The 18,831-nt window shown below is 72.2% G+C and carries 17 protein-coding genes; 4 read left to right on the top strand and 13 right to left on the bottom strand.

Features of this window, described 5'->3' with window-relative positions; translation table 11 throughout:
- Nucleotides 1–10 precede the first annotated feature (10 nt).
- The 4 genes from ABZ464_RS49325 to ABZ464_RS49310 form a co-directional block, all read right to left on the bottom strand.
- The gene (locus tag ABZ464_RS49325; protein WP_359289027.1) at nucleotides 11–940 is read right to left on the bottom strand and encodes a carbohydrate ABC transporter permease; all 930 of its coding nucleotides are present in this window, start codon (nucleotides 938–940) and stop codon (nucleotides 11–13) included.
- Nucleotides 937–1,815, bottom strand: a complete 879-nt coding sequence (locus ABZ464_RS49320) for a sugar ABC transporter permease (RefSeq protein ID WP_359289025.1) — start codon at nucleotides 1,813–1,815, stop codon at nucleotides 937–939. The genes ABZ464_RS49325 and ABZ464_RS49320 overlap by 4 nt, the downstream gene beginning before the upstream one ends.
- Before the next feature lies 1 nt (nucleotide 1,816).
- Nucleotides 1,817–3,214: an extracellular solute-binding protein gene (locus tag ABZ464_RS49315; protein ID WP_359289023.1), complete on the bottom strand. Its 1,398-nt coding sequence runs from the start codon at nucleotides 3,212–3,214 to the stop codon at nucleotides 1,817–1,819.
- 281 nt (nucleotides 3,215–3,495) lie between these two features.
- Complete coding sequence (locus ABZ464_RS49310) at nucleotides 3,496–4,638, bottom strand: LacI family DNA-binding transcriptional regulator (protein WP_359289021.1); 1,143 nt, start codon at nucleotides 4,636–4,638, stop codon at nucleotides 3,496–3,498.
- A gap of 334 nt (nucleotides 4,639–4,972) precedes the next feature.
- On the opposite strand from ABZ464_RS49310, the gene ABZ464_RS49305 reads away from it, so the two are divergent.
- Complete coding sequence (locus tag ABZ464_RS49305) at nucleotides 4,973–6,028, top strand: SUMF1/EgtB/PvdO family nonheme iron enzyme (protein WP_359289019.1); 1,056 nt, start codon at nucleotides 4,973–4,975, stop codon at nucleotides 6,026–6,028.
- Nucleotides 6,029–6,492: 464 nt separating this feature from the next.
- Here the strand turns inward: ABZ464_RS49305 and ABZ464_RS49300 are convergent, their stop codons facing one another.
- Nucleotides 6,493–8,619, bottom strand: a complete 2,127-nt coding sequence (locus ABZ464_RS49300) for a SpoIIE family protein phosphatase (RefSeq protein ID WP_359289017.1) — start codon at nucleotides 8,617–8,619, stop codon at nucleotides 6,493–6,495.
- Nucleotides 8,620–8,936: 317 nt separating this feature from the next.
- On the bottom strand, nucleotides 8,937–9,059 hold the full coding sequence (locus ABZ464_RS49295) for a hypothetical protein (protein WP_359289015.1): 123 nt from the start codon (nucleotides 9,057–9,059) through the stop codon (nucleotides 8,937–8,939).
- Between the two features lie 18 nt (nucleotides 9,060–9,077).
- Here ABZ464_RS49295 and ABZ464_RS49290 point away from each other — a divergent pair, with 18 nt between their 5' ends.
- Nucleotides 9,078–9,266 carry a YceI family protein gene (locus tag ABZ464_RS49290; protein ID WP_359289013.1) on the top strand — a complete coding sequence of 63 codons (189 nt, stop codon included), beginning with the start codon at nucleotides 9,078–9,080 and terminating at the stop codon, nucleotides 9,264–9,266.
- A gap of 53 nt (nucleotides 9,267–9,319) precedes the next feature.
- Here ABZ464_RS49290 and ABZ464_RS49285 read toward each other — a convergent pair whose 3' ends face one another.
- The 5 genes from ABZ464_RS49285 to ABZ464_RS49265 form a co-directional block, all read right to left on the bottom strand.
- Entirely contained in the window at nucleotides 9,320–10,681 is a 1,362-nt protein-coding gene (locus ABZ464_RS49285; protein WP_359289012.1) for an RICIN domain-containing protein, read from the bottom strand.
- Nucleotides 10,682–11,073: 392 nt separating this feature from the next.
- Nucleotides 11,074–11,907, bottom strand: coding sequence for an SDR family oxidoreductase (locus ABZ464_RS49280; protein ID WP_359289010.1), 834 nt, complete (start codon nucleotides 11,905–11,907; stop codon nucleotides 11,074–11,076).
- Between the two features lie 13 nt (nucleotides 11,908–11,920).
- Nucleotides 11,921–12,400: a VOC family protein gene (locus tag ABZ464_RS49275; RefSeq protein WP_359289008.1), complete on the bottom strand. Its 480-nt coding sequence runs from the start codon at nucleotides 12,398–12,400 to the stop codon at nucleotides 11,921–11,923.
- A gap of 110 nt (nucleotides 12,401–12,510) precedes the next feature.
- Nucleotides 12,511–13,896 (bottom strand): MFS transporter, encoded by a 1,386-nt coding sequence (locus ABZ464_RS49270; protein ID WP_359289006.1) that lies wholly within the window; start codon nucleotides 13,894–13,896, stop codon nucleotides 12,511–12,513.
- A gap of 124 nt (nucleotides 13,897–14,020) precedes the next feature.
- Nucleotides 14,021–14,806, bottom strand: a complete 786-nt coding sequence (locus ABZ464_RS49265; RefSeq protein WP_359289043.1) for an SDR family oxidoreductase — start codon at nucleotides 14,804–14,806, stop codon at nucleotides 14,021–14,023.
- Nucleotides 14,807–14,890: 84 nt separating this feature from the next.
- Here ABZ464_RS49265 and ABZ464_RS49260 point away from each other — a divergent pair, with 84 nt between their 5' ends.
- Nucleotides 14,891–16,189, top strand: a complete 1,299-nt coding sequence (locus ABZ464_RS49260) for an MFS transporter (RefSeq protein ID WP_359289004.1) — start codon at nucleotides 14,891–14,893, stop codon at nucleotides 16,187–16,189.
- Between the two features lie 74 nt (nucleotides 16,190–16,263).
- On the top strand, nucleotides 16,264–16,545 hold the full coding sequence (locus ABZ464_RS49255) for a hypothetical protein (protein ID WP_359289002.1): 282 nt from the start codon (nucleotides 16,264–16,266) through the stop codon (nucleotides 16,543–16,545).
- 122 nt (nucleotides 16,546–16,667) lie between these two features.
- Here ABZ464_RS49255 and ABZ464_RS49250 read toward each other — a convergent pair whose 3' ends face one another.
- Both ABZ464_RS49250 and ABZ464_RS49245 read right to left on the bottom strand, forming a co-directional pair.
- Complete coding sequence (locus ABZ464_RS49250) at nucleotides 16,668–17,546, bottom strand: NAD-dependent epimerase/dehydratase family protein (protein ID WP_359289000.1); 879 nt, start codon at nucleotides 17,544–17,546, stop codon at nucleotides 16,668–16,670.
- 94 nt (nucleotides 17,547–17,640) lie between these two features.
- A complete protein-coding gene (locus ABZ464_RS49245) occupies nucleotides 17,641–18,342 on the bottom strand; it encodes a GntR family transcriptional regulator (RefSeq protein WP_359288998.1) in 702 nt (233 codons plus the stop codon).
- Nucleotides 18,343–18,831: the final 489 nt, after the last annotated feature.

The following is an 18,831-nucleotide window of genomic DNA, read 5'->3' as shown; positions in this document are numbered from 1 at the left end:
CAGAAGAGGGCTATTGCTTGACGCCGCCCGTGGCCAGTCCGCTCTGCCAGTAGCGCTGGAGCATCAGGAAGGCCACGACGAGGGGGACGATCGAGAGCAGGGAGCCGGTCACGACCAGCGCGAGCATGTCGCTGCTGGAGCCGGCGCCGCCGTTCTGCGCCTGCGCGGCCCAGGACGACAGACCGACGGTGACCGGGTACAGATCCGGGTCGTTGAGCATGATCAGCGGCAGGAAGTAGTTGTTCCAGGTCGCCACCAGCGTGAACAGCAGCACGGTGACCAGACCGGGGCCCAGCAGGCGCAGCGCGATCCGGACGAAGATCCGCACCTCGCCCGCGCCGTCGATCCGGGCGGCCTCCAGGATGCTGTCGGGTACGGCGTCCTGCGCGTAGATCCGCATCAGGTACAGCCCGAAGGGGTTCACGAGCGAGGGCAGGATGACCGCCCAGGGCGTGTTGACCAGGCCCGCCTTCGCGAACAGCAGATAGGTCGGGATCGCGAGGGCCGTGGTCGGGACCATGACCGCGCCGAGGACGAGGTTGAAGGCGACCCGGTCGCCGCGGAAGCGGAACTTCGCGAACCCGTACCCGCCGGCGGCGGCCAGCAGCGCCGCCCCGACCGCGCTGACGACGGCGTACACGACCGTGTTCAGCAGCCAGTGCAGGAACACGCCGTCGTCCTGGGCGAAGGTCGCCCGGATGTTCGCCAGTAGTTGCGGGGCGTGCGAGAACCAGAGGCCGAAGCTGTTGAACAGGTCCTGGGTGCTCTTGGTCGAGGCGATGAGCAGCCAGAACAGCGGGAGGAGGAAGTAGGCCAGGGCGGCCAGCATGGCGATCGTCAGGGGGGTGCTGCGGCGGGCCCGGCGGGCCTTCGTACGGGCGGTGCGTGCCGGCCGCGCGGCCTTCGGCGCGACCGCCGCCGGGGGAGTCGTGGTCGTCATGGGGTCCTCCTGCGGTTCGCGGTGAGCAGGACGCCGTAGGAGGCGGCCACGATGACGAGGCCCAGGAGGAAGGAGACCGTCGCCGCGTAGTTGACCTGCTGACCGGTGAACGCGAGGGAGTAGGCGTACAGGTTGGCGGTGTAGGAGCTGCTGATCACGTCCGGGGCGATCTTCATCAGCAGGTTCGGCTCGTTGAAGAGCTGGAAGCTGCCGATGACCGAGAACAGCAGGGTGAGCAGCAGGGCGGGCCTGAGGGCCGGCAGTTTGACCGACCAGGCGATGCGCCAGGCGCCCGCCCCGTCCATCGCGGCCGCCTCGTACAGCTCCTGCGGGATCGTCCGCAGGGCGGCGTACAGGATGATCATGTTGTAGCCGACGAACTCCCAGGTCACGATGTTCGCCAGGCTGCCGAGCATCCAGCCGCCGCTGAGGAAGTCCGGGGCGGGCAGGCCGAGGTTCCGGCTGAGCTGGGCGAACGGGCCGAAGTCCGGCCCGTACAGATAGCCCCACATGAGCGCGGCCACCACGCTCGGCACCGCGTACGGCACGAAGATGCCGAGCCGGATCACCCGGGCGAGCCGCAGCAGACCGCTGTCCAGCGCGAGCGCGAACACCAGCGCCAGCAGCAGCATCACCGGGACCTGGATCACGAAGAACAGCGCGACCCGGCCGACGCCGTGCAGGAGTTGGGGGTCGCCCAGCGCCTGCACGTAGTTGTCGAGCCCGACGAACACCGTGCCGCCGATCAGCCGCTCCTGGAACAGGCTGAGATAGGCGGCGTAGCCGAGCGGGGCGAGGAACAGCAGCAGGAACAGCGTCAGGAACGGCGCGACGAACAGGGGGCCGGCCGAGCGGTGACGGCGTGTGGCAGCCATGTCAGCTCCCCTTGACGGTGAAGCCCTGGCCCTTGGCGTACGTGGTCAGCCGCGATTCCCAGGTGCCGAGGGCGGCGACCGTGTCGGACTTGTCGGCGAGCGACTTGCCGACGGTCTCCGTCCAGTCGGTGGCCGCCTGGTCGAGGAACGGCGGCCACTGGAAGTCGGCGTTGACGGTGGAGCTGATGTCGGCGAAGACCTGGTTGACCTTCTGGCCGCCGTAGAAGGCGGGCGCGTCGCCGGTGAACTCGGCGTCCGTGAGCAGTGCCTTGGTCGCGGGGAAGAAGAACTGCTCGGTGGCGAACATCCGGGCGCTGGCCGGGTCGCTGTTGAGGAACTGCGCGAAGATCGCCGCCGCGATGGGGTTCTTGGTGGAGCGGATGACCGCGGTGGTGGAGCCGCCCCAGTTGCCCGAGCTGGGCTTCGCGGCGTCCCACTGCGGCAGCGGGGCGGCCCGCCACTTGCCGGCGGTCGCCTTGGCGGAGCCGGAGAGGAACACCGGGCCCCAGGCCGCGGTCAGCCAGGTGGCGTACTTGCCCTTGTTGAGGGCCGCGTACCAGGAGTCGGTGAAGTCCGGCTCGACCCCGATGACGCCTTCCTTCGCCAGCCCGCCCCAGTAGGCGCCGAGCTTCTTCGACACCGCGTCGTCGACACTGATGGTGATGTCGCTCTTGCCGGAGGTGGCGTACGGCTTGGCGCCCGCCTGCCACAGCAGTCCGTGCCAGGCGGCTACCTGGTTGGCCGCGAGGTTGGTGAGGTAGACATCCGGGTCGGCCTTGTGCAGCTTGCGGGCCGCCTCGGCGAACTCGTCCCAGGTTCCGGGGACGTCGATGCCGTGCTTGTCGAAGATGTCCTGCCGGTACAGCATGCCCATCGGGCCGGTGTCCTGCGGGATCGCCCACACCTCGCCCTTGCTGCCGCTGACCTGGCTCCAGGTCCAGTCCACGAACGTGGACTTGAGGGCGGAGGCGCCGTACGGCCGCAGGTCCAGCAGGCTGTCGGTGATGGTGAAGGTGGGGATGGCCTGGAACTCGATCTGCACCATGTCCGGCGCGCCGCTGCCGGCCTTCAGGGCCGTGCGCAGCTTGGTGTACTGCGGGGTGCCCTGACCGGCGTTGACGACCTTGACCTTGATCGCCGGGTACTTCTTCTCGAAGAGGGCGACCTCCTTGGCGATGTTCGGGACCCACGTCCAGAACGTCAGCTCGGTCGGCGTCTTCATCGCCTTGTCGATGTCGGCCTGGCTGACCGGCTTCGACGAGGCGGAGGAACCACCGGAGCCGCTGTCGCCGCAGGCGGTCAGGGCGGCGCCGAGCGACAGGGCTCCGGTGGTGGCGAGGAAGAGACGGCGGCTCATCGGGGCGGAGCCGGAGAAGGGCATGGAGGTGTTTCTGGGCATGGTGGACTCCCGCCGAGGCGAAGAAGGGGGCACGCGGGGCGAGGGCGTGCGGGGGTGAAGTGGGAAGAGTCAGGAAGGAGAGACGGACGCGAGGACCGGGCGGGTACGCCGACGGGGACGCGTTCTCAGAGGCGAGGCAGGTCGCGGGGCCCGCTGCGCGCAGGGGCGGCCCATGGGGCGCGCGGGCGACGAGGTGAAGGGGGAGGGCACGGGCGGGACGGGTACGGCGGCTCGACCGTCGGTCACGCGCGGTGCCGTGGGCTCATTGGCCGGTGGGCTGGTCAGGGACGACTGGACGGACCTCCGTTCGTCGGCCGGGGTGCCGGGGCGCCTTTGTCGGTACGGGAGGCGGTGCGCCGTGCGCGGGCCGGGGTCGTCCGGTCGGCCGGGGGCGCGGTCGAGGCGCGTACGACGAGGTCGACCGGTGGGTCGCTCGCCGGCAGGGGATCGGCGTCGGGGTTCTCGATGGCGTGCACGAGACGTTTGAGTCCCTCCTGGGCCACGGTGTCGAAGGGCTGGCGCACCGTGGTCAGCGGGGGAGTGATGTGGGCGGCGACCGGGATGTCGTCGAAACCGACGACGCTCACGTCCTGCGGCACCCGCAGGCCGGCCTCCGTCAGCGCGTGGATCAGCCCGATCGCCATGTCGTCGTTGGCGGCGAACACGGCCGTGGGAGCGCCGTCCGCGGCGAGTTCCAGACCCGCCCGGTAACCGGAGGCGGCCGACCAGTCGCCCTCGACGACCGGCGGCAGCTCCCTGCCGTGCGCGGTCAGCGTGGCCTGCCAGCCCTCCAGCCGGTCCCGGGCGGCGTACCACCGCTGCGGACCGGCGAGGTGATGGACCGTCGCGTGCCCCAGGTTCAGCAGGTGCTCGGTCGCCGTACGGGCCATGACGTCGGCGCCGTCGCCGGCCGTCAGCACCGTGGGCGCGGTGAGTCCGGGAGGAGCGCCGAGGACCAGGACCGGTACGTCGACCCGCAGGGCCACGTCTCCTTCGGGTCCCGTCTCGTCGATCGGCTCGGAGATGACGATGCCGTCCACGCCCTGGTCGAGCAGCGAGTCCACGGCGCCGGCCACGCCCGCGGGGTCGCCCTCCACCGTGTTGACGACCCGGAGCGCGTAGCCCGTGTCCCGGACGACCCGCTCGACGCCCATCAGGAGGGAGGCGGGCCCGTACAGGGCCGTACCCAGTGTCACCACGCCGATGGAACGGCTCCGGCCGGAGGCGAGCGCCCGGGCGGCGTTGTTGCGCCGGTAGCCGAGTTGTTCGGCCGCTTCCACGACCCGTCGGCGGACGTCGGCCGAGACGTACGGCTCGTCGTTGAAGACCCGCGACACCGTCTTCTGCGAGACCCCGGCCAGCCGCGCGACGTCCACGCTGCGCGGTGCCGCGGAACTGGCGCCCCGCCCTGTCGCTCGCGTCATGGTGTCTCCCGGTGTGGCCGAACGGTCGTACTCGCGCACTGATGATGTCAGACGTCACGCGGCGAAGCGTGTCTGACTGCGTAGTCATGTCTGCGCTGTCATGTCTACGCAGTCATACGCGGGGCGTCAAGGGGTCGGACCGTAACGGAGTGGGTGGGGCGCACCTGCCTGAATACACCCTTCCGGCGATACTGTCGACGTCTGCCGTCACATTTGTGCTCACAGGTTCCACTCAAGGGACTGTTACGGTCGAAGTGTCGACAGATTGCGCCAGTTGATGGACCATCAGCCATGCGCGCAGGGACGCGCGACGTCCTCACCCTCAGGAGCCGTCATGAACGCGACCGCCCCAGGCATCAGCAGAAGGACCCTCCTCGCCCTCCTCGCCGTCACGGGCGCCGCCGGCCTCGCACGGCCGGCCCGCGCCCTCGCGGCCCCGGGCACCACGACGACCGCCGCCGCCACCACGACCACGGTCGCCGGCCAGGACCTGGCCGCGATCGCCGCCAACCCGTCCTTCGCCTTCGGCACCGACCTCGCCGGAACCGCCGGCGCGGGCGAGGCCTCGCCCATCACCGCCGCCTACTGGCTGGGCGCGTACGAGGTCACCAACGCCCAGTACCTGGAGTTCGTCACCGACACCGGCCATGAGACGCCCCCCTACTGGGACAACGGCACCTACCCCACCGGCAGGGCCGACCACCCCGTCCTGACCGTCTCCCTCGACTCGGCCACCGACTACTGCTCCTGGCTCACCGACCGCGCGTCCGCCGACGGCTGGACGTTCCGGCTGCCCACCGAGGCCGAGTGGGAGAACGCGGCCTCCGGCCCCGACGGCCTCAGCTACCCCTGGGGCGCCACGGCCGGCACCACCTACGCCGACCTGGTCCTGGCCAGCAACTACAACTACATGGCGGTGTGCGCCGCCTACGAACTCGCCGAACACGGCTCCGACCTCGCCACCTACACCGCCACCGGGTCCGACCTGTACGGCCAGAGCTTCCCGATCTCCGAGATCCTCTCCATCGGGAGCACCGGCACGGTGGCCGGCTGGAACGTCACCGCAAGCCGCACCGGCTTCATCTACACCGACGTCTACGACGAGATCACCTCGACCGGCGGCTACACCACACCCGTCACCACCTACCCCGGCGGGGTCAGCGCCGACGGCGTCTGGGACCTGTGCGGCAACTGCTGGGAATGGACCACCTCCGTCATCACCGCCACCCACGGCGGCGAGATGGGCCAGCAGGTCAACGCCATCCGCGGCGGCTCCTGGTACGCCAACCTCAACAGCTGCACCGCCGTCTACCGGGGCGAGGGCCGCGACCCCTCGGGCCGCTACCCGACCGTCGGCTTCCGCGTGGCGGCGACCGACGGGACGAGCTGACACCTCCGGAGCGAGGACCCGGCCCCGGCGGGGGCCGGGCCCTCTCACGGGGGACGTGCAGACATGTTCCCCGGGGGGCCTGGCGTGCTGCCGGGTTGCCCATGGCGGTCGGCGGGGGGCGCCTGTGTCGTGGGTTTGCGTGTGGGGGCGACCGGCGGGGTCGGGGGCGGGTCGGCGTGTTTCCCCTGGGGGGCCTGGCGTGCTGCCGGGGCGGCCATGGTGGTCGGCGGGGATCGCTTGTGCCGTCGGCTTCCGTGTGGGGGCGGCCGGCGGGGGGCGGGACGTCGGCTGAGGGGGGCGTCCGGGCGCGGCCCCTGGGGTCCCCGCCACGCTGCCGGGTTGGCCGCGGACGCCGGCGCAGATCTCCCACCATGCTGCACGGGTGCCTCGGCATGGGTGCCCTGGACGCGGTGCCTCGGAATCGCCGTCCCGGGTCCCCTGCCGCGCTGCGTTCGTTCTCGGGCTCAGTGGGACCGGATGAGCAGGAGGGCGATGTCGTCGCTGCGTGGGGCGGAGCGGCGGGCGTGGCGGACGAGGGTGTCGGCCAGGGCGTGCATGGTGCGGGCGTCGCTGCGGGCCAGTCGGTCGGCGAGCGAGGCGAGGGCGTCGCCGATGTCGACCCCCGGAGCCTCGACGAGGCCGTCGGTGTACAGGACCAGGACCGAGCCCGGCGGCAGCGGGATCTCCGTCGACGGGTAGTCGGCGGCCGGATCGATGCCGAGGAGAAGACCCGGCGGCACCTCGAGGATCTCGGTGCGGCCGTCGGGATGGCGCAGCAGCGGGGGCGGATGCCCGGCCGTGGCCAGGCGGGCGCGGTGGGCGGCCAGGTCGATGTGGGCGTACAGACAGCTGGTGAACAGGCCCGGGTCGAGATCGGTGAGGAGACGGTTGGTGCGGGTGAGGACCTCGCCCGGGGAGGCGCCGGCGGTCGCGTGGACGGCGGTGCGGACCTGCCCCATCAGGGCGGCGGCGTTGACGTTGTGACCCTGGACGTCCCCGATGGCCGCGGCCGCCGTGTCGGCGTCGAGGCGGATGAGGTCGTAGAAGTCGCCGCCGATGTCCAGGCCGCGGGTGGCGGGCAGATAGCGGGCGGCCACGTCCAAGCCGGGGATGTCGGGCAGCGTGTGGGGCAGCAGACCGGCCTGGAGGTTGTGGACCAGCTGGTGCTTGGTGTCGTAGAGGCGGGCGCGGTCGAGGGCCTGGGCGATCAGCCCGGCGGTGGACGTGAGGACGGCGCGCTCCTCGGGGGCGAAGGGGTGCGGCTCGTCGTAGGCCAGGACGAGGGAGCCGACGGGCCGCCCGGAGGTGATGAGCGGCAGGAAGGCCCAGGAGGACATGCCGTCCTGGAGCACGGCGGGCGGATAGGCCCGCTTCAGCTCGGCGAAGGACGCGAAGAACGCCGGCACGCCCGTGGTCAGGGCGCGCACGGCGGGCGTGGACGAGCTGAGCGGGGCGGCGTCGAAGCGGTTCATGAGCTCGGCCGTGTAACCGCGGTACCCGATGATCCGCAGCCGGCCCTCCTCCGCCGTCATCAGCGCCAGCGCCCCGGCCCCGAACGCGGGCAGGAGCTGGTCGGCGACCTGGTCGACCACGTCCCGGACGCCGACGGCCTCGGTGAGCGTGGCCGCCAGATGCATCAGGTGGTAGAGCGTGACGGCCCGCCCCGGCGTGGCCGGGGACGCCGGATGGGAGCGCGGCGGATCCACCGCCGGGGCGAGGGCGTGGGCGGAGTGGGCGGGGGTGATGTGCACGCTGACGCCGGAGGCGTCGGGGTCCAGCCGGAAGGACAGCCACCGGTCCGGCGGCCGCAGGGCGGTGAAGGACGTGGGTTCCCGGCTGAGCACGGCCGCCCGGTAGCTGTCCTCGGCGACCGGGTCGTCCAGCCAGGACAGCTCCTCCCACGGCTTGGTGCCGAGCAGTTCGGGGATGCCGGCCCCGAGCAGTTCGGCGGCCCTGGTGGTGACGAAGGCGATACGGCCGTCCACGTCCAGTGAGCAGCAGCCGCCCGGGATCCGCTCGGCGAAGTCGACCGCGGCCTGTGCCTCGGCCGCGTCCACCGTGCGCGCCCTCGGCGCCGGCAGCATCAGCGGCTCGGCGCCGGGCCGTACCGGACGCCCCTCCTCGGCGGCCCCTCGCAGCAGCGCGCCCAGCCGCCGGCAGACCCCGGTGACCGCGTCCCGCTCCGCGGGGCTCAGCTGCGGCGGGTGCCGGGCCGGCCACTGGAGCACGAGCCCGCCCCAGGTGTCCGTGCCGGTCGTGATCGGCGCGGCGGCCATCGTGAAGCGGTACGGCACGACGAGCGCCAGCCGCGGATAGCGGCGCGCCAGCTCCTCCGGCCCGCCCACCCACACCAGGCGCTTCTCCCTGACCGCGTCCGACACCGGGGACACCGTCTCCAGCGCCACCCGCGACCAGGGCCTGGAGATGTCGTACGACGCCCCGCCCAGCAAAGCCAGCCGTAGCACGGGCTCGTCCGGCGGCAGCAGATAGACCGCCGCCACGGAGGCACCGGTCTCCCGCGCCGCCTCGATCACGGCGGCCCGCAGAAGTTCCGGACCGGCCCCGACGTCGACGGCGTCAGCCCCCGGCACTCTGCCGCCCTCCCGGACCCCCGTCCGCACCAGGACCCGGCCCGTCCGCCGACGCACACGCCGACCACCGGCCCCAGCACTCACGAGCCGCGAACCGGGCACACCGAACGGCCCCCATGTATGGACCATAAGCCCGGCGCGGGACGACGGCATTCCGATGCCGCCGCCCGCCCGCCGGTCCCGTCGAGCCGGGTCACCGCCAGGGGTGGCGTGCGTGCTGGGCCGGCGCGCGTGTGCGCCGCCTCCTCGCCCCGGTCCCGAAAATGGCGCCGACGACGGCGGGGCTCACGCCCGGGGGTCGCCGACCGCGCCGCGTCTCAACGCGCCACCCGGGACCGGAGCTTGTCGGGGTTGAGCACCGCCCGGATCCGCTCGATCTGGTCGATCCGCTCGATCCGGTCGATCCGGTCGCCCGGGACGTCGAACGCCAGCACCGCCACGACCTCGGGCTCCGCGGTGTGACCAGGCCGGTCACCGTGGACTTCGAGCTGACCGACACGGGCCACGACCCGCGGGACGCCTTCCGGGTCGACTTCACCGGAAGGGCGACGATCAACCGCAAGGACTGGACGGTGAACGGGGCCGGCGGCCTCGTCGGGGAGAAGGTGACCGTGCAGTTCGCCATCGCGGCGATCCGCAGGCCCTGACCACCACAGCCCGGCCCGGCGCCCGGCACCGCGGGCGCCCGGCGGGCCGTCGCTCACTGCCCCGGGGCGAGGACGTACGTGTTGAGGGTGCCGACCGTGCTGAGCGGGGTGGGGGAGCCCAGGTCGTAGCGGTCCACGGCGAGGTAGTTGGGCTTCTTGCGCGCGGCGGGCGTGCAGAAGTTCTGCGCGCGGTTGATGAGCTTGCCGTTGTCCGTCGTGGCGGTGCCGCTGATCGTGTAGTCCCGGAAGTGGTTCATCACGAACAACGGGTGGAAGGCGGCCGAGTCCACGGTCAGCGGCCGGCCGGTGCCCCAGCGGCTGTAGCAGGACCAGTCGGAGGCGCCGAGCCCGCCGCCCATGGACCAGTAGTTCTCGACGGTCCACTCCCGCTGGTACATCACCCCGAAGGTGTCACGGGTGGCCCAGCCGTTCGCCGTGTCGCTCGCCCGGGTCCGGTCGCTGAAGATCAGCAGCTGCTTGCCGCGCGCCGCGAGGTCGGCCATGGTCGGCCAGCCCTTGGTCGCCACACCCTCCTGGTCGGGCCGGTACAGCACGTCGGACAGTCCGCTGACGGAGGCCAGCGAGGTCTTGAGCACGTCGGAGGAGGCGTAGTCCTCGAGGAACACGGTGACGAACTGACCCGGGTCGGCCTTCAGGAAGTCGACCATGCGCTGCAGGTCGGTGGCGAGCGGGACGGGGCTGCTCACACCGTCACAGCTGTTGTGGCAGAGCACGGCCTGCCCGGAGACGGTGTAGTCGTCCAGCATGAAGCCGCGCACGCCGTCGCTCAGCTGTCGGCCGACGCCGTAGTTCTGGTTGGGGAACAGATTCACCGGGAACGAGGCGAAGTTGCCGTCGACGCCGTTCGCGAAGGCGTTGTGCGAGGTCAGGAAGGTGACCTGGTCCAGGGTGCGGGTGTCGGCGGACGGCATCGAGGCGGTCGCGTACGACGCCGGGGTGAGGTACCAGCGGGCGAGATCACCGGCCGAACCGAGCTGTACGGCGCTGGAGTCGGAGGACGATGCCGTGAGGTACTGCGAGGTGCCGGGGGCGCTCACGGTGTACGTGCCGTCCGCGCCGGCGGTGATCGTCCACACGGTGCCCGTCGCCCCGCACGAGGCGGTCACCGCGGAGGTGCCGTTGCGGCTGAGACAGGTCCCCGACTCGTCGGTGTTCCGCAGCTGATGGCCGCCGTCGACCGCGACCGGGGTCCACTGCTGATGGTCCTCGTTCCCCTTGGGGTTGTGCGCGGCGACCGTGCCGCCGCTGTCGGCGGCGTTCAGACCGGTGGAGTAGTTCTGCAGATAGACGGGGGAGACGGGAACGGCCGCCGCGGCCTGTCCGGGCGACAGGACGGGCAGAGCCAGGGCGAGCGCGGCGGAGCCGCAGAGAAAGCGCAGGGGGCGCAGACGCACGGGAGTTTCCTTTCCACTCCAGCACTCCAGTGTGATGGCAGAGGCATGACATACCGAACCACCGGCCCCGCGCCAGGCCTATCGCTTGAACTCACAGTAAGGATTGGATATCTGACGCACAGTCATGGTGCGGCCGCCCGTGCGTTCGGACGGCCACTGCGGTCCGGATCGCCCCCGAGCTCGGCGAGGATCCGATCCCGTCGGTCATCCGGAATCCGGCCCCCGCAGTGCGCCTCCGCGAAGCCGCAGCCGGAGCACGACGACGCGACGTCCCACCGCAGCCGTCTCGTCACGAGCGCCCTGGCGTGCCGGGAGCCGTCGGGCCGGACGGCCTGCGGCGGGCCGGGGTGAGTCGGCGAAGGACGGGCGTGAAGGATCGGCGCTGCGGCGGTTCACCGTGCGGGATTCATGCCCCCGCGCAGCGCGGGGATCACCCCTCCGTCGACCCGGATGTCCACGCCCGTCAGGAAGGACGCCTCGTCGGAGAGCAGGAACGCGACCACGGCGGCGACCTCCTGCGGACGGCCCTCGCGGGCCAGCGGGGTGCGCTCGACCATGGCTTTCATGGACGGGTGGTGTGCGGCCTCCTGCCGCCCCTGCGGTGTGCCGATGATGCCGGGCGACACCGAGCACACCCGGCCGCCGAGCGGCCCGACCCGCACGGCCTCGCGCCGCGCGAGACCGCGTACGCCGTGCTTGGCCCACGAATACGCCGTGCCGGGATCCTCCGCGGACGGCCCCAGCGCGGCGCGCAGACGGTCGAAGAGCCGTGGATCGAGCGGCTCGCTCAGTGCCTCCTCGACCGCCGGAGGGGGCTCGGCCGGAACGAAGTCCGCCGACATCGAGGCGAAGCACACCATCGCCGCCCCCCGGGTGACCAGCGGGCGGAGCGCCTCCAGCAGCAGGGCCGTGCCGACCAGGTCGACCGCGAGGATGCGGCGCCAGTCGCCCATGGTCGGCGAGATGCCCGCGGCATGGGCGACGGCCCGGAGCGTGCCGAGTGCGGACACGCGCCGGGCGAGTCCGGTGAGCCCCGCGCGGTCGGTGATGTCGAGCTCGACCGGTTCCACGACCGCCCCGTGCCCCGACAGTTCCGCCGCGGCGGCGGCCGCGCCCGCCCCGTCGCGGTCGACCAGCAGCAGCCGGTCGAGGCGGCCGGTCAGCCGGCGCGCGCACTCCCGCCCCATGCCCCGGCCGCCACCGGTCACCACGCCCACGGTCGTCATCGGTTCCGCTCCTTCACGACGGTTGTCCGCCCGCGGCCCAGATGCGCTCCAGGACCGGCTGGAGCGCACGGGTCACCAGCTCGATGCGCGGCCCCTGCGGACCGCGGTGGAACGCCCAGTGCGCGGTGCCGTCCGGCCGTACCCCCAGGGCCTCGCGCGGATGGCCGTGCCGTACGAGCGCCGCGGAGTCGGCGGCCACGTCGTCGGACCAGTAACCGAGGTGGTGGACACCCGAGTCGGCGGGTTGCCACAGGGTGCCCGGGATGCTCCGGACCAGCTCGACGCGGGGTGTGGTCACCGAGTACACGGACCGGAGTCCGAGTTCCGTCTCGCCCTCCGGCAGGACCACGCGCGACCGGCCGGCGAGCTCCTCGCACCACGCGTACCCCCACAGCGCCGACAGCTCGGCCGCGGCCGACGCGACGTCGTCGACGACCAGACCGACATGGAACCGATCGGCCGCCCGCACACCGAAAACACTGTTCTCCCTCACGAGAACGAGATTCTGGCACCGGGGTGCGGGGATGGACAAGGGTGCTGCGGCGAACTCGGCCGCGGTCGGGCCGCCTCGTCGGCCTTGGCCGTCCCTGAGGGTTCGACGCGTCAGCTCTGCGTGATCCGGCGCGTGCTTCCGGCGGGCACGCACAGCCACGCGAGGCCCGCTGCCACGAGGTAGGCGAGCGCGCCGACGGCCATGCTGACCCGCAGTCCGGTGCCGGGGTCCGTCGAAGTGGCCAGGAGGCTGCCGCCGAGGGCCACCGCGGTGGCGCTGCCGATCTGGCGCGTGGTGTTGAACAGCGCGGAGGCGGTTCCCCCGTAGGCCGGGGAAGCGGCGGACATGACCGTGGTGGTCGTACCGGTCAGGGCGAAGGACGTGCCGAAGCCGGCGGCCATCATGGGCGCGACGAGGAGCGCGTAGGCGGGGTCGGCTCCCGCGGCCGCCCAGCCGGTCAGCCCGAGGGCGGCGGTGAGCATGCCGGAGACCACCAGCGGGCGGTCGCCGGTACGGCGCGTGAGCCGCCCGGACAGGACGGAGGCGAACGTCGTCATCGCCACCGCCGGGAACAGGGCCAGCCCGGTGGTGAGGGCGCTGTAGCCGCGCTGCTGCTGGAAGCCGAGGCTGGCGGTGAACACCATGCCGTAGAAACCGAAGTTGAACAGCAGCCCGATCACGGCCCCGCCGCTGAGCGCGCGGGAGCGCAGCAGGCCCAGGGGCAGGACAGGGGTGCGGGCGAACCGCTCGCGCACCGCGAAGCCCGCGGCGGCGAGCACGGCGAGGCCCATTCCGGCGAGCACGGCCGGATCGGACCAGCCGCGCCGTCCGGCCTCGTTGAGCGCCGCGGTCAGCAGGGCCACGGCCGCCACGACGGCGCACTGCGCAGGCCAGTCCATCACCCGGGCGGGATGCCGGGGCGAGCGGGCCACGTGCCGCAGCGTCAGCAGCAGACAGGCCGCGCCGACGGGCAGGTTGATGAGGAACACCCACCGCCAGCCCACCGTGGACACCAGCAGCCCGCCGAGCAGCGGCCCGGCCGACGCCGCGATACCGGCCATCGACCCCCACAGCCCGAAGGCCCGCGCGCGGTCGGCCGGTGCCGGGTAGGCCTGCTGGAGCAACGCCAGCGAGCCCGGCACGATCAATGCCGCGCCGAGCCCCTCGACCAGCCGGGCGACGACGAGGAAGGGGGCGTTCGGCGCGAGCGCGCAGGCGGCCGAGGACGCGGTGAACACCCCCACGCCCAGGCAGAAGACCAGCCGGTTCCCCAGCCGGTCGCCCAGCGCGCCGCCCGTGAGCAGGAACCCGGCGAAGACCAGGGTGTATCCGTCGGTGGTCCACTGGATGCCGGTGAGCGAGGCCGACAGCTCCCGGCCGATCACCGGGACCGCCACGTTGATGACGGTCACATCCAGGATGACCATGAAGTACCCGGCGCACACCGCCAGCAGGGGCGCCCACGACCGCCGCCCGGCCGACTCCGCGAACGACACGGCCTCAGCTCCATCCCGCCCGCGAAGAATCACCAGATTTGCCACATTACGTGATGAGTCATCCGCGTCACGGCAGCCGAGCCGAGCCGAGCCGAGTCGAGCCGCGCCGCCATCGCGTGCGGCTCTAGGCGGAACCCCCGTTGCTCATCAGCAGCTGCCCGTTGATCCACCCGCCCTCCCCGGAGCACAGGAAGTCCACGAGGTGCGCGGTGTCCCGCGGGGTGCCGAGTCGGCCGAGCGGGGTGGCGCGGACGCACTGCTCCCGGATCTCCGCCGACATCCAGCCGGTGTCGACCGGCCCGGGGTTGATCGCGTTGGCGGTGACCCCGAGGTGCGCGAGTTCGCGGGCGGCGGCGAGGGTGATGCGGTCCAGGGCTCCCTTGCTCGCTCCGTAGGGAAGGTTGCCGACGGTGTGATCGCTGGTGAGGCCGATGATCCGGCCGGTCCCCGGGAGCGCGGCGAAGCGGCGTCCGAACTCGCGGATCAGCAGCCAGGTGGCCCGCGCGTTGACCGCGAAGTGCCGGTCGAAACTCTCGACGGTGGTGTCGAGCAGCCTGGAGTCGACCGACTCGCAGTGACACATCACCAGCGCGGTGACGGACCCCAGCCGTTCCTCGACCGCGTCGAAGATCCGTTCCGGAGTCTCCGGATCGGCGAGATCCGCCTCGATCGCCGCGGTGCGCGCACCGGCCTCGGCCAGAATCCGGCCGATGGACTCGGCCGCGTCGGCTTCCCTGCCCCAGCTCATCCGGTCGTCGTACGGGGCCCAGTAGGTGAACGCGATGTCCCAGCCCGAAGCGGCCAGCCTGCGCGCGATGCCCGCACCGATCCCGACGGAGCGCCCCACCCCGGTGACCAGGGCGAGCGGGCGGTCGGTACTGCGGGCGGCCTGGTGCTGATCGCTGTTCATCGTCACGGACCGGGATCGTCCAGGAGCGGCAGCGGAAGGGCAATCGCTTTCCGTGCGGGAAAGCCCCGCTGATACGGTCCGATCATGCCGCGCCTCGTGGAAGTCCCCGGGTACGTACGCTTCTGGACCGCCTCGGCCGTATCCGCCTTCGGCTCCCAGATCACGGGGCTGGCCCTGCAGATTCTCACCGCCGTGGCGCTGGGCGCGTCCGCCACGGAGGTGGGCCTCGTCAACGCGGCCCGCTGGCTGCCGTATCTCCTCTTCGGACTCGTGGCCGGGGTGCTGGTGGACCGCTGCCGGCGCAAGCCGTTGATGGTCGGCACGGATCTCGGGCGAGCGGTCCTGCTCGGCGCGATCCCCGTGCTGTACGCGGTGGACCGGCTCAGCATCCCCGTGGTGTGCGGGTGCGTCTTCGCCATCGGAGTGCTGTCCCTGCTGTTCGAGGCGGCGAACCAGTCGTACGTGCCACGGCTGGTCCCCAAGGAACTGCTCAACGCCGCCTACGCCCGGGTGGAACAGGCCGGCGCGGTGGCCGGTTCGACCGGTCCCCTCGTCGCCGGGGTGCTGATCAAATTCATGGGTGCGCCGCTCGCCGTACTGGTGGACGCCCTCAGCTATCTGATGTCCGGGCTCTTCCTCGCCTCCGTGAAGGCGCCCGATCCGGTGCCCGACCGGGGCGCGGGACGACGTCTGGGCCGCGAGCTGCGCGAGGGACTCGCCTGGGTCTACCGGCATCGCACGCTCGCGTCCATCGCCCTGACCTCGCACGCGATGCTCCTGTTCAACAGCATGGTGAGCACGGTCTTCGTGGTCTTCGCCCTGCACGAGCTGAAGATCGGGAGCTTCGGCCTGGGGGCCACCTACGCCTGTGCGGGCGTCGGCGCCGTACTGGGCGGTGCGCTCTCCGGGCGGGTGGTCCGCGGGCTGGAGGTCGGTCCCACCCTGATCGTCTTCCGGGTGGTCGCCGCCGTCGGCTGGCTGCCCCTGGTCCTGGCCCAGCGCGGACCCTGGGCGGTGGTCTCCGTCGCGCTCGCCTACTTCGTCGTGTCCCTGGCGATCGGCATCGAGAGTCCGGTGGAGATGGGCTACCGGCAGGCGGTGACGCCCGACCGGCTGCGCGGACGGATGAACGCGACGATCCGATCGATGAACTGGGGCATGGTCGCGGTCGGCGCACCCCTCGGCGGCATCCTCGCCGACCGGATCGGCTATCGCTTCGCCCTGGCGGTCGGACTGTCCGGAGCGGTCGCCCAGGCACTGGTTCTGGCCGTCTCCGCCACCCGCGGGGCGCGCGCCGCCGATGAACTCCCCGCCGATGAACTCGGGCCTGCGACACCCGACTTGACACCCCGTCACGTCGCGGCTGGGGACGACGCCGACTGAGCCGGCAACACCCCTGTACGGCGGGCGAGTTGCTGATTTCCCCGGGTGCGCCACGCCCGTTTATGATCTTGGTCGTGACTGTGCAGAATTCTGACAAGACGCTCTCCCGCAAGCAGAGGCTCCAGGAGAAGCAGCGCCGCCAGCTCTCGGTGGTCGACATGGTGGACAAGGCCGAGGCCAAGGTCCGCAAGGCGGAGGCCGAGCTGGCCGTGGCGGTCGCCGAGGCGGTGCAGGTGTTCGGCGACGAGAAGTCCGCGTCCGAGGGGCTCGACATGGCGCCCGAGGCGATCCGCCGCTTCCTGCGCATGGCGCAGGAGGAGACCGTGAAGACGGACGAGCCCACCGGGGAGGCCTGACCCGGAACGCGACGGCGCGCGGCGTTCGACGACGCGCCGCAGCAGGCCGGCCGAAGGCCCCGGGCCGGCCAGGCCGATGACGCGGCCGCCGCCGAAGCCTTCGGCGGCGGGCACCCGCCAGGTCACGAGCGGTCGAGCTGATCCATGAAACCGGTCCGCCAGGTCGGCCGCTCCGGCCGCCAACCCCGGCTGCGCGCCAGCGCGTTGAGAGCGCCCCGCTCCCACTCCTGCCGACCCGCCACCGGCTCGGGCGCGGGCACGCCGAGGGCGTCGGCCAGGGCGGGAAGCCACTGGTGCGCGGGCGCCGGCTCGTCGTCCACGACGTTGACCGGTCCGCCCGGCCAGTCGAGCGCGGCCACGACCGCCCGGGCCGCGTCGGCGACGTGCACGAAGGAGCTCACCGCGTCGTTCGCCACGGTGCTCCCCAGGAACCGCGCCGAGCGGTCGCCCGCCAGGGCCGCCGCGAGCGCGCCGCCCGGCGCGTACCAGGTGCCGGGCCCGTACAGCAGGCCGTAGCGCAGCACGACCGCCGTCTCCAGCTCGGCCGCGGTCTCCTCCAGGGACCTGACGGCGGCCACCATCCGCGCCCGGGGTTCGGCGGCCGTGCCGTCGAGCGGCACCGGCTCGCCGGCGGGACCCTCGCCCGGCGCGTACGCCCAGGAGATCGACTGCGCGACGATCCGGCCGACGCCGGCCGCCTTCGCCGCCTCCACCAGGTTGCGCGTACCCTCGCGGCGCAGCCGGCCGTTGGCGGTGCCGTCCGCGGCGGAGAGGTCGGTGAGCTGGTGGATCACCACCTCCGGGGACGCCGCGCCGACCGCGTGACGCAGTGCCGGCGCGTCGAGCGCGTCCGCCCGCACCCCCTTCGCTCCGAGGCCCCGGATCCGCTCCACCCCGGCCGGGGTCCGCGAGACCGCGGTGACCTCGTGCCCGGCCGCGACGAGCAGCGGGACGAGCGGTCTGCCGACGGCACCGGTCGCGCCGGCGACGAGGACACGCATGAGAACCCCACTTCCGGTGGCGTACGGCTGTGCGGCCCAACCTGGATCGGAAGCGCGCGGGGCATCGCCCGGCCGTCGGCCGGGGAGAGGCCGCTCAGCCCCGGTGACCCTGCTCCCGCTCGTCCATTCCGGCCATGAGCGCCTGATGGCTGCGGCGGACGTGTTCACGCATGACGCGTTCGGCGCCGTCGCCGTCCTTGGCGAGGATGAGGTCGACGACACGGTGGTGCTCATGGTCGGACTCGCTGAGCCGGCCCGGCTGGGCGAGTGAGGTCTGCACCAGACGGGCGTAGGCGAGCTGGTTCATGAGCGTCCGGTAGTGCGCCTCCAGCTTGGTGTTGTCGGCACCCGTGACGATCAGGTCGTGGAACTCGTGGACCAGCTGCGCGTACCGGTCGGTGTCGCCCGCGCGCACGGCCTCGTCGGCCTCGCGCATGTTCTCCTGCAGCCGGACCGTCTCGGGCACGGCACCCCGCAGCGCAAGCAGCCGGGCAGCCGCGCCCTCGAGCAGCTCCTTCATCTGGAACAGCTCGGTGATCTCCCGCCGCGAGGGCACCGCGACGAAGGTGCCGACCCGCGGCCGTACCTCCACCAGGCCCTCGATCTGCAGCTGCTTGAGGGCCTCGCGGATCGGCGTACGGCTGACCCCGAAGGTCTCCGACAGCGCCATCTCGGACAGGCTGGACCGCGGCGCCAGCTCACCGGTGATGATCATCTGACGCAGCTCTTCGGCGACCCGGGCCTGCATGCTGGTCTGCTGCAGCGGTTTCCGCGCCTGCCCACTGGGTTGTTGCATGGTACGTGAACGTAGTCGGGGCAGGGGTGCGACGTCAACCGTGCTGACGACCTGCGATCTGCGCCGGCGCCCTGCCATGCAAGCGGGTCCGGCCGGTCGTGGAGGCCGCGACCTGCGCATCTTCCTCCGTATGCGGGCTGTGCCATGCAAGTGAGGCTAGGAGGGCGGAGGGTGCCCGTCAAGGCTCCATGCCCGTGGAGTGGGTGCGACCTGTGCAATCACTGGGCTGACCAGCGGAAGTCGAGTGTTTGTGACGAGAGTATTGACACGGGTGTACGTCCTCTTTACCGTCCTCTGCCATACAAGAGCTGGCCGACGGGACCGCCCCACACGGCGCCGTTTGCCGTGGTGACCTTCCTTGGAGAGCAGGAGCACCCGCATGACAGAAGGAACGCCGGCGCCGGTGTACGGCAGCGCGGTCACGAAGGTCGAACCCTTCGGGGTGGATCACATTCCCGACAACGAGCGGCACGGCAGGCCGAGTTCGCA

Origin of the sequence: Streptomyces sp. NPDC005820, assembly GCF_040630255.1 — a bacterium.
Classification (GTDB): domain Bacteria; phylum Actinomycetota; class Actinomycetes; order Streptomycetales; family Streptomycetaceae; genus Streptomyces.
Note: the sequence above shows the minus strand (reverse complement) of the source record. Positions and strands in the feature narration are given on the sequence as shown.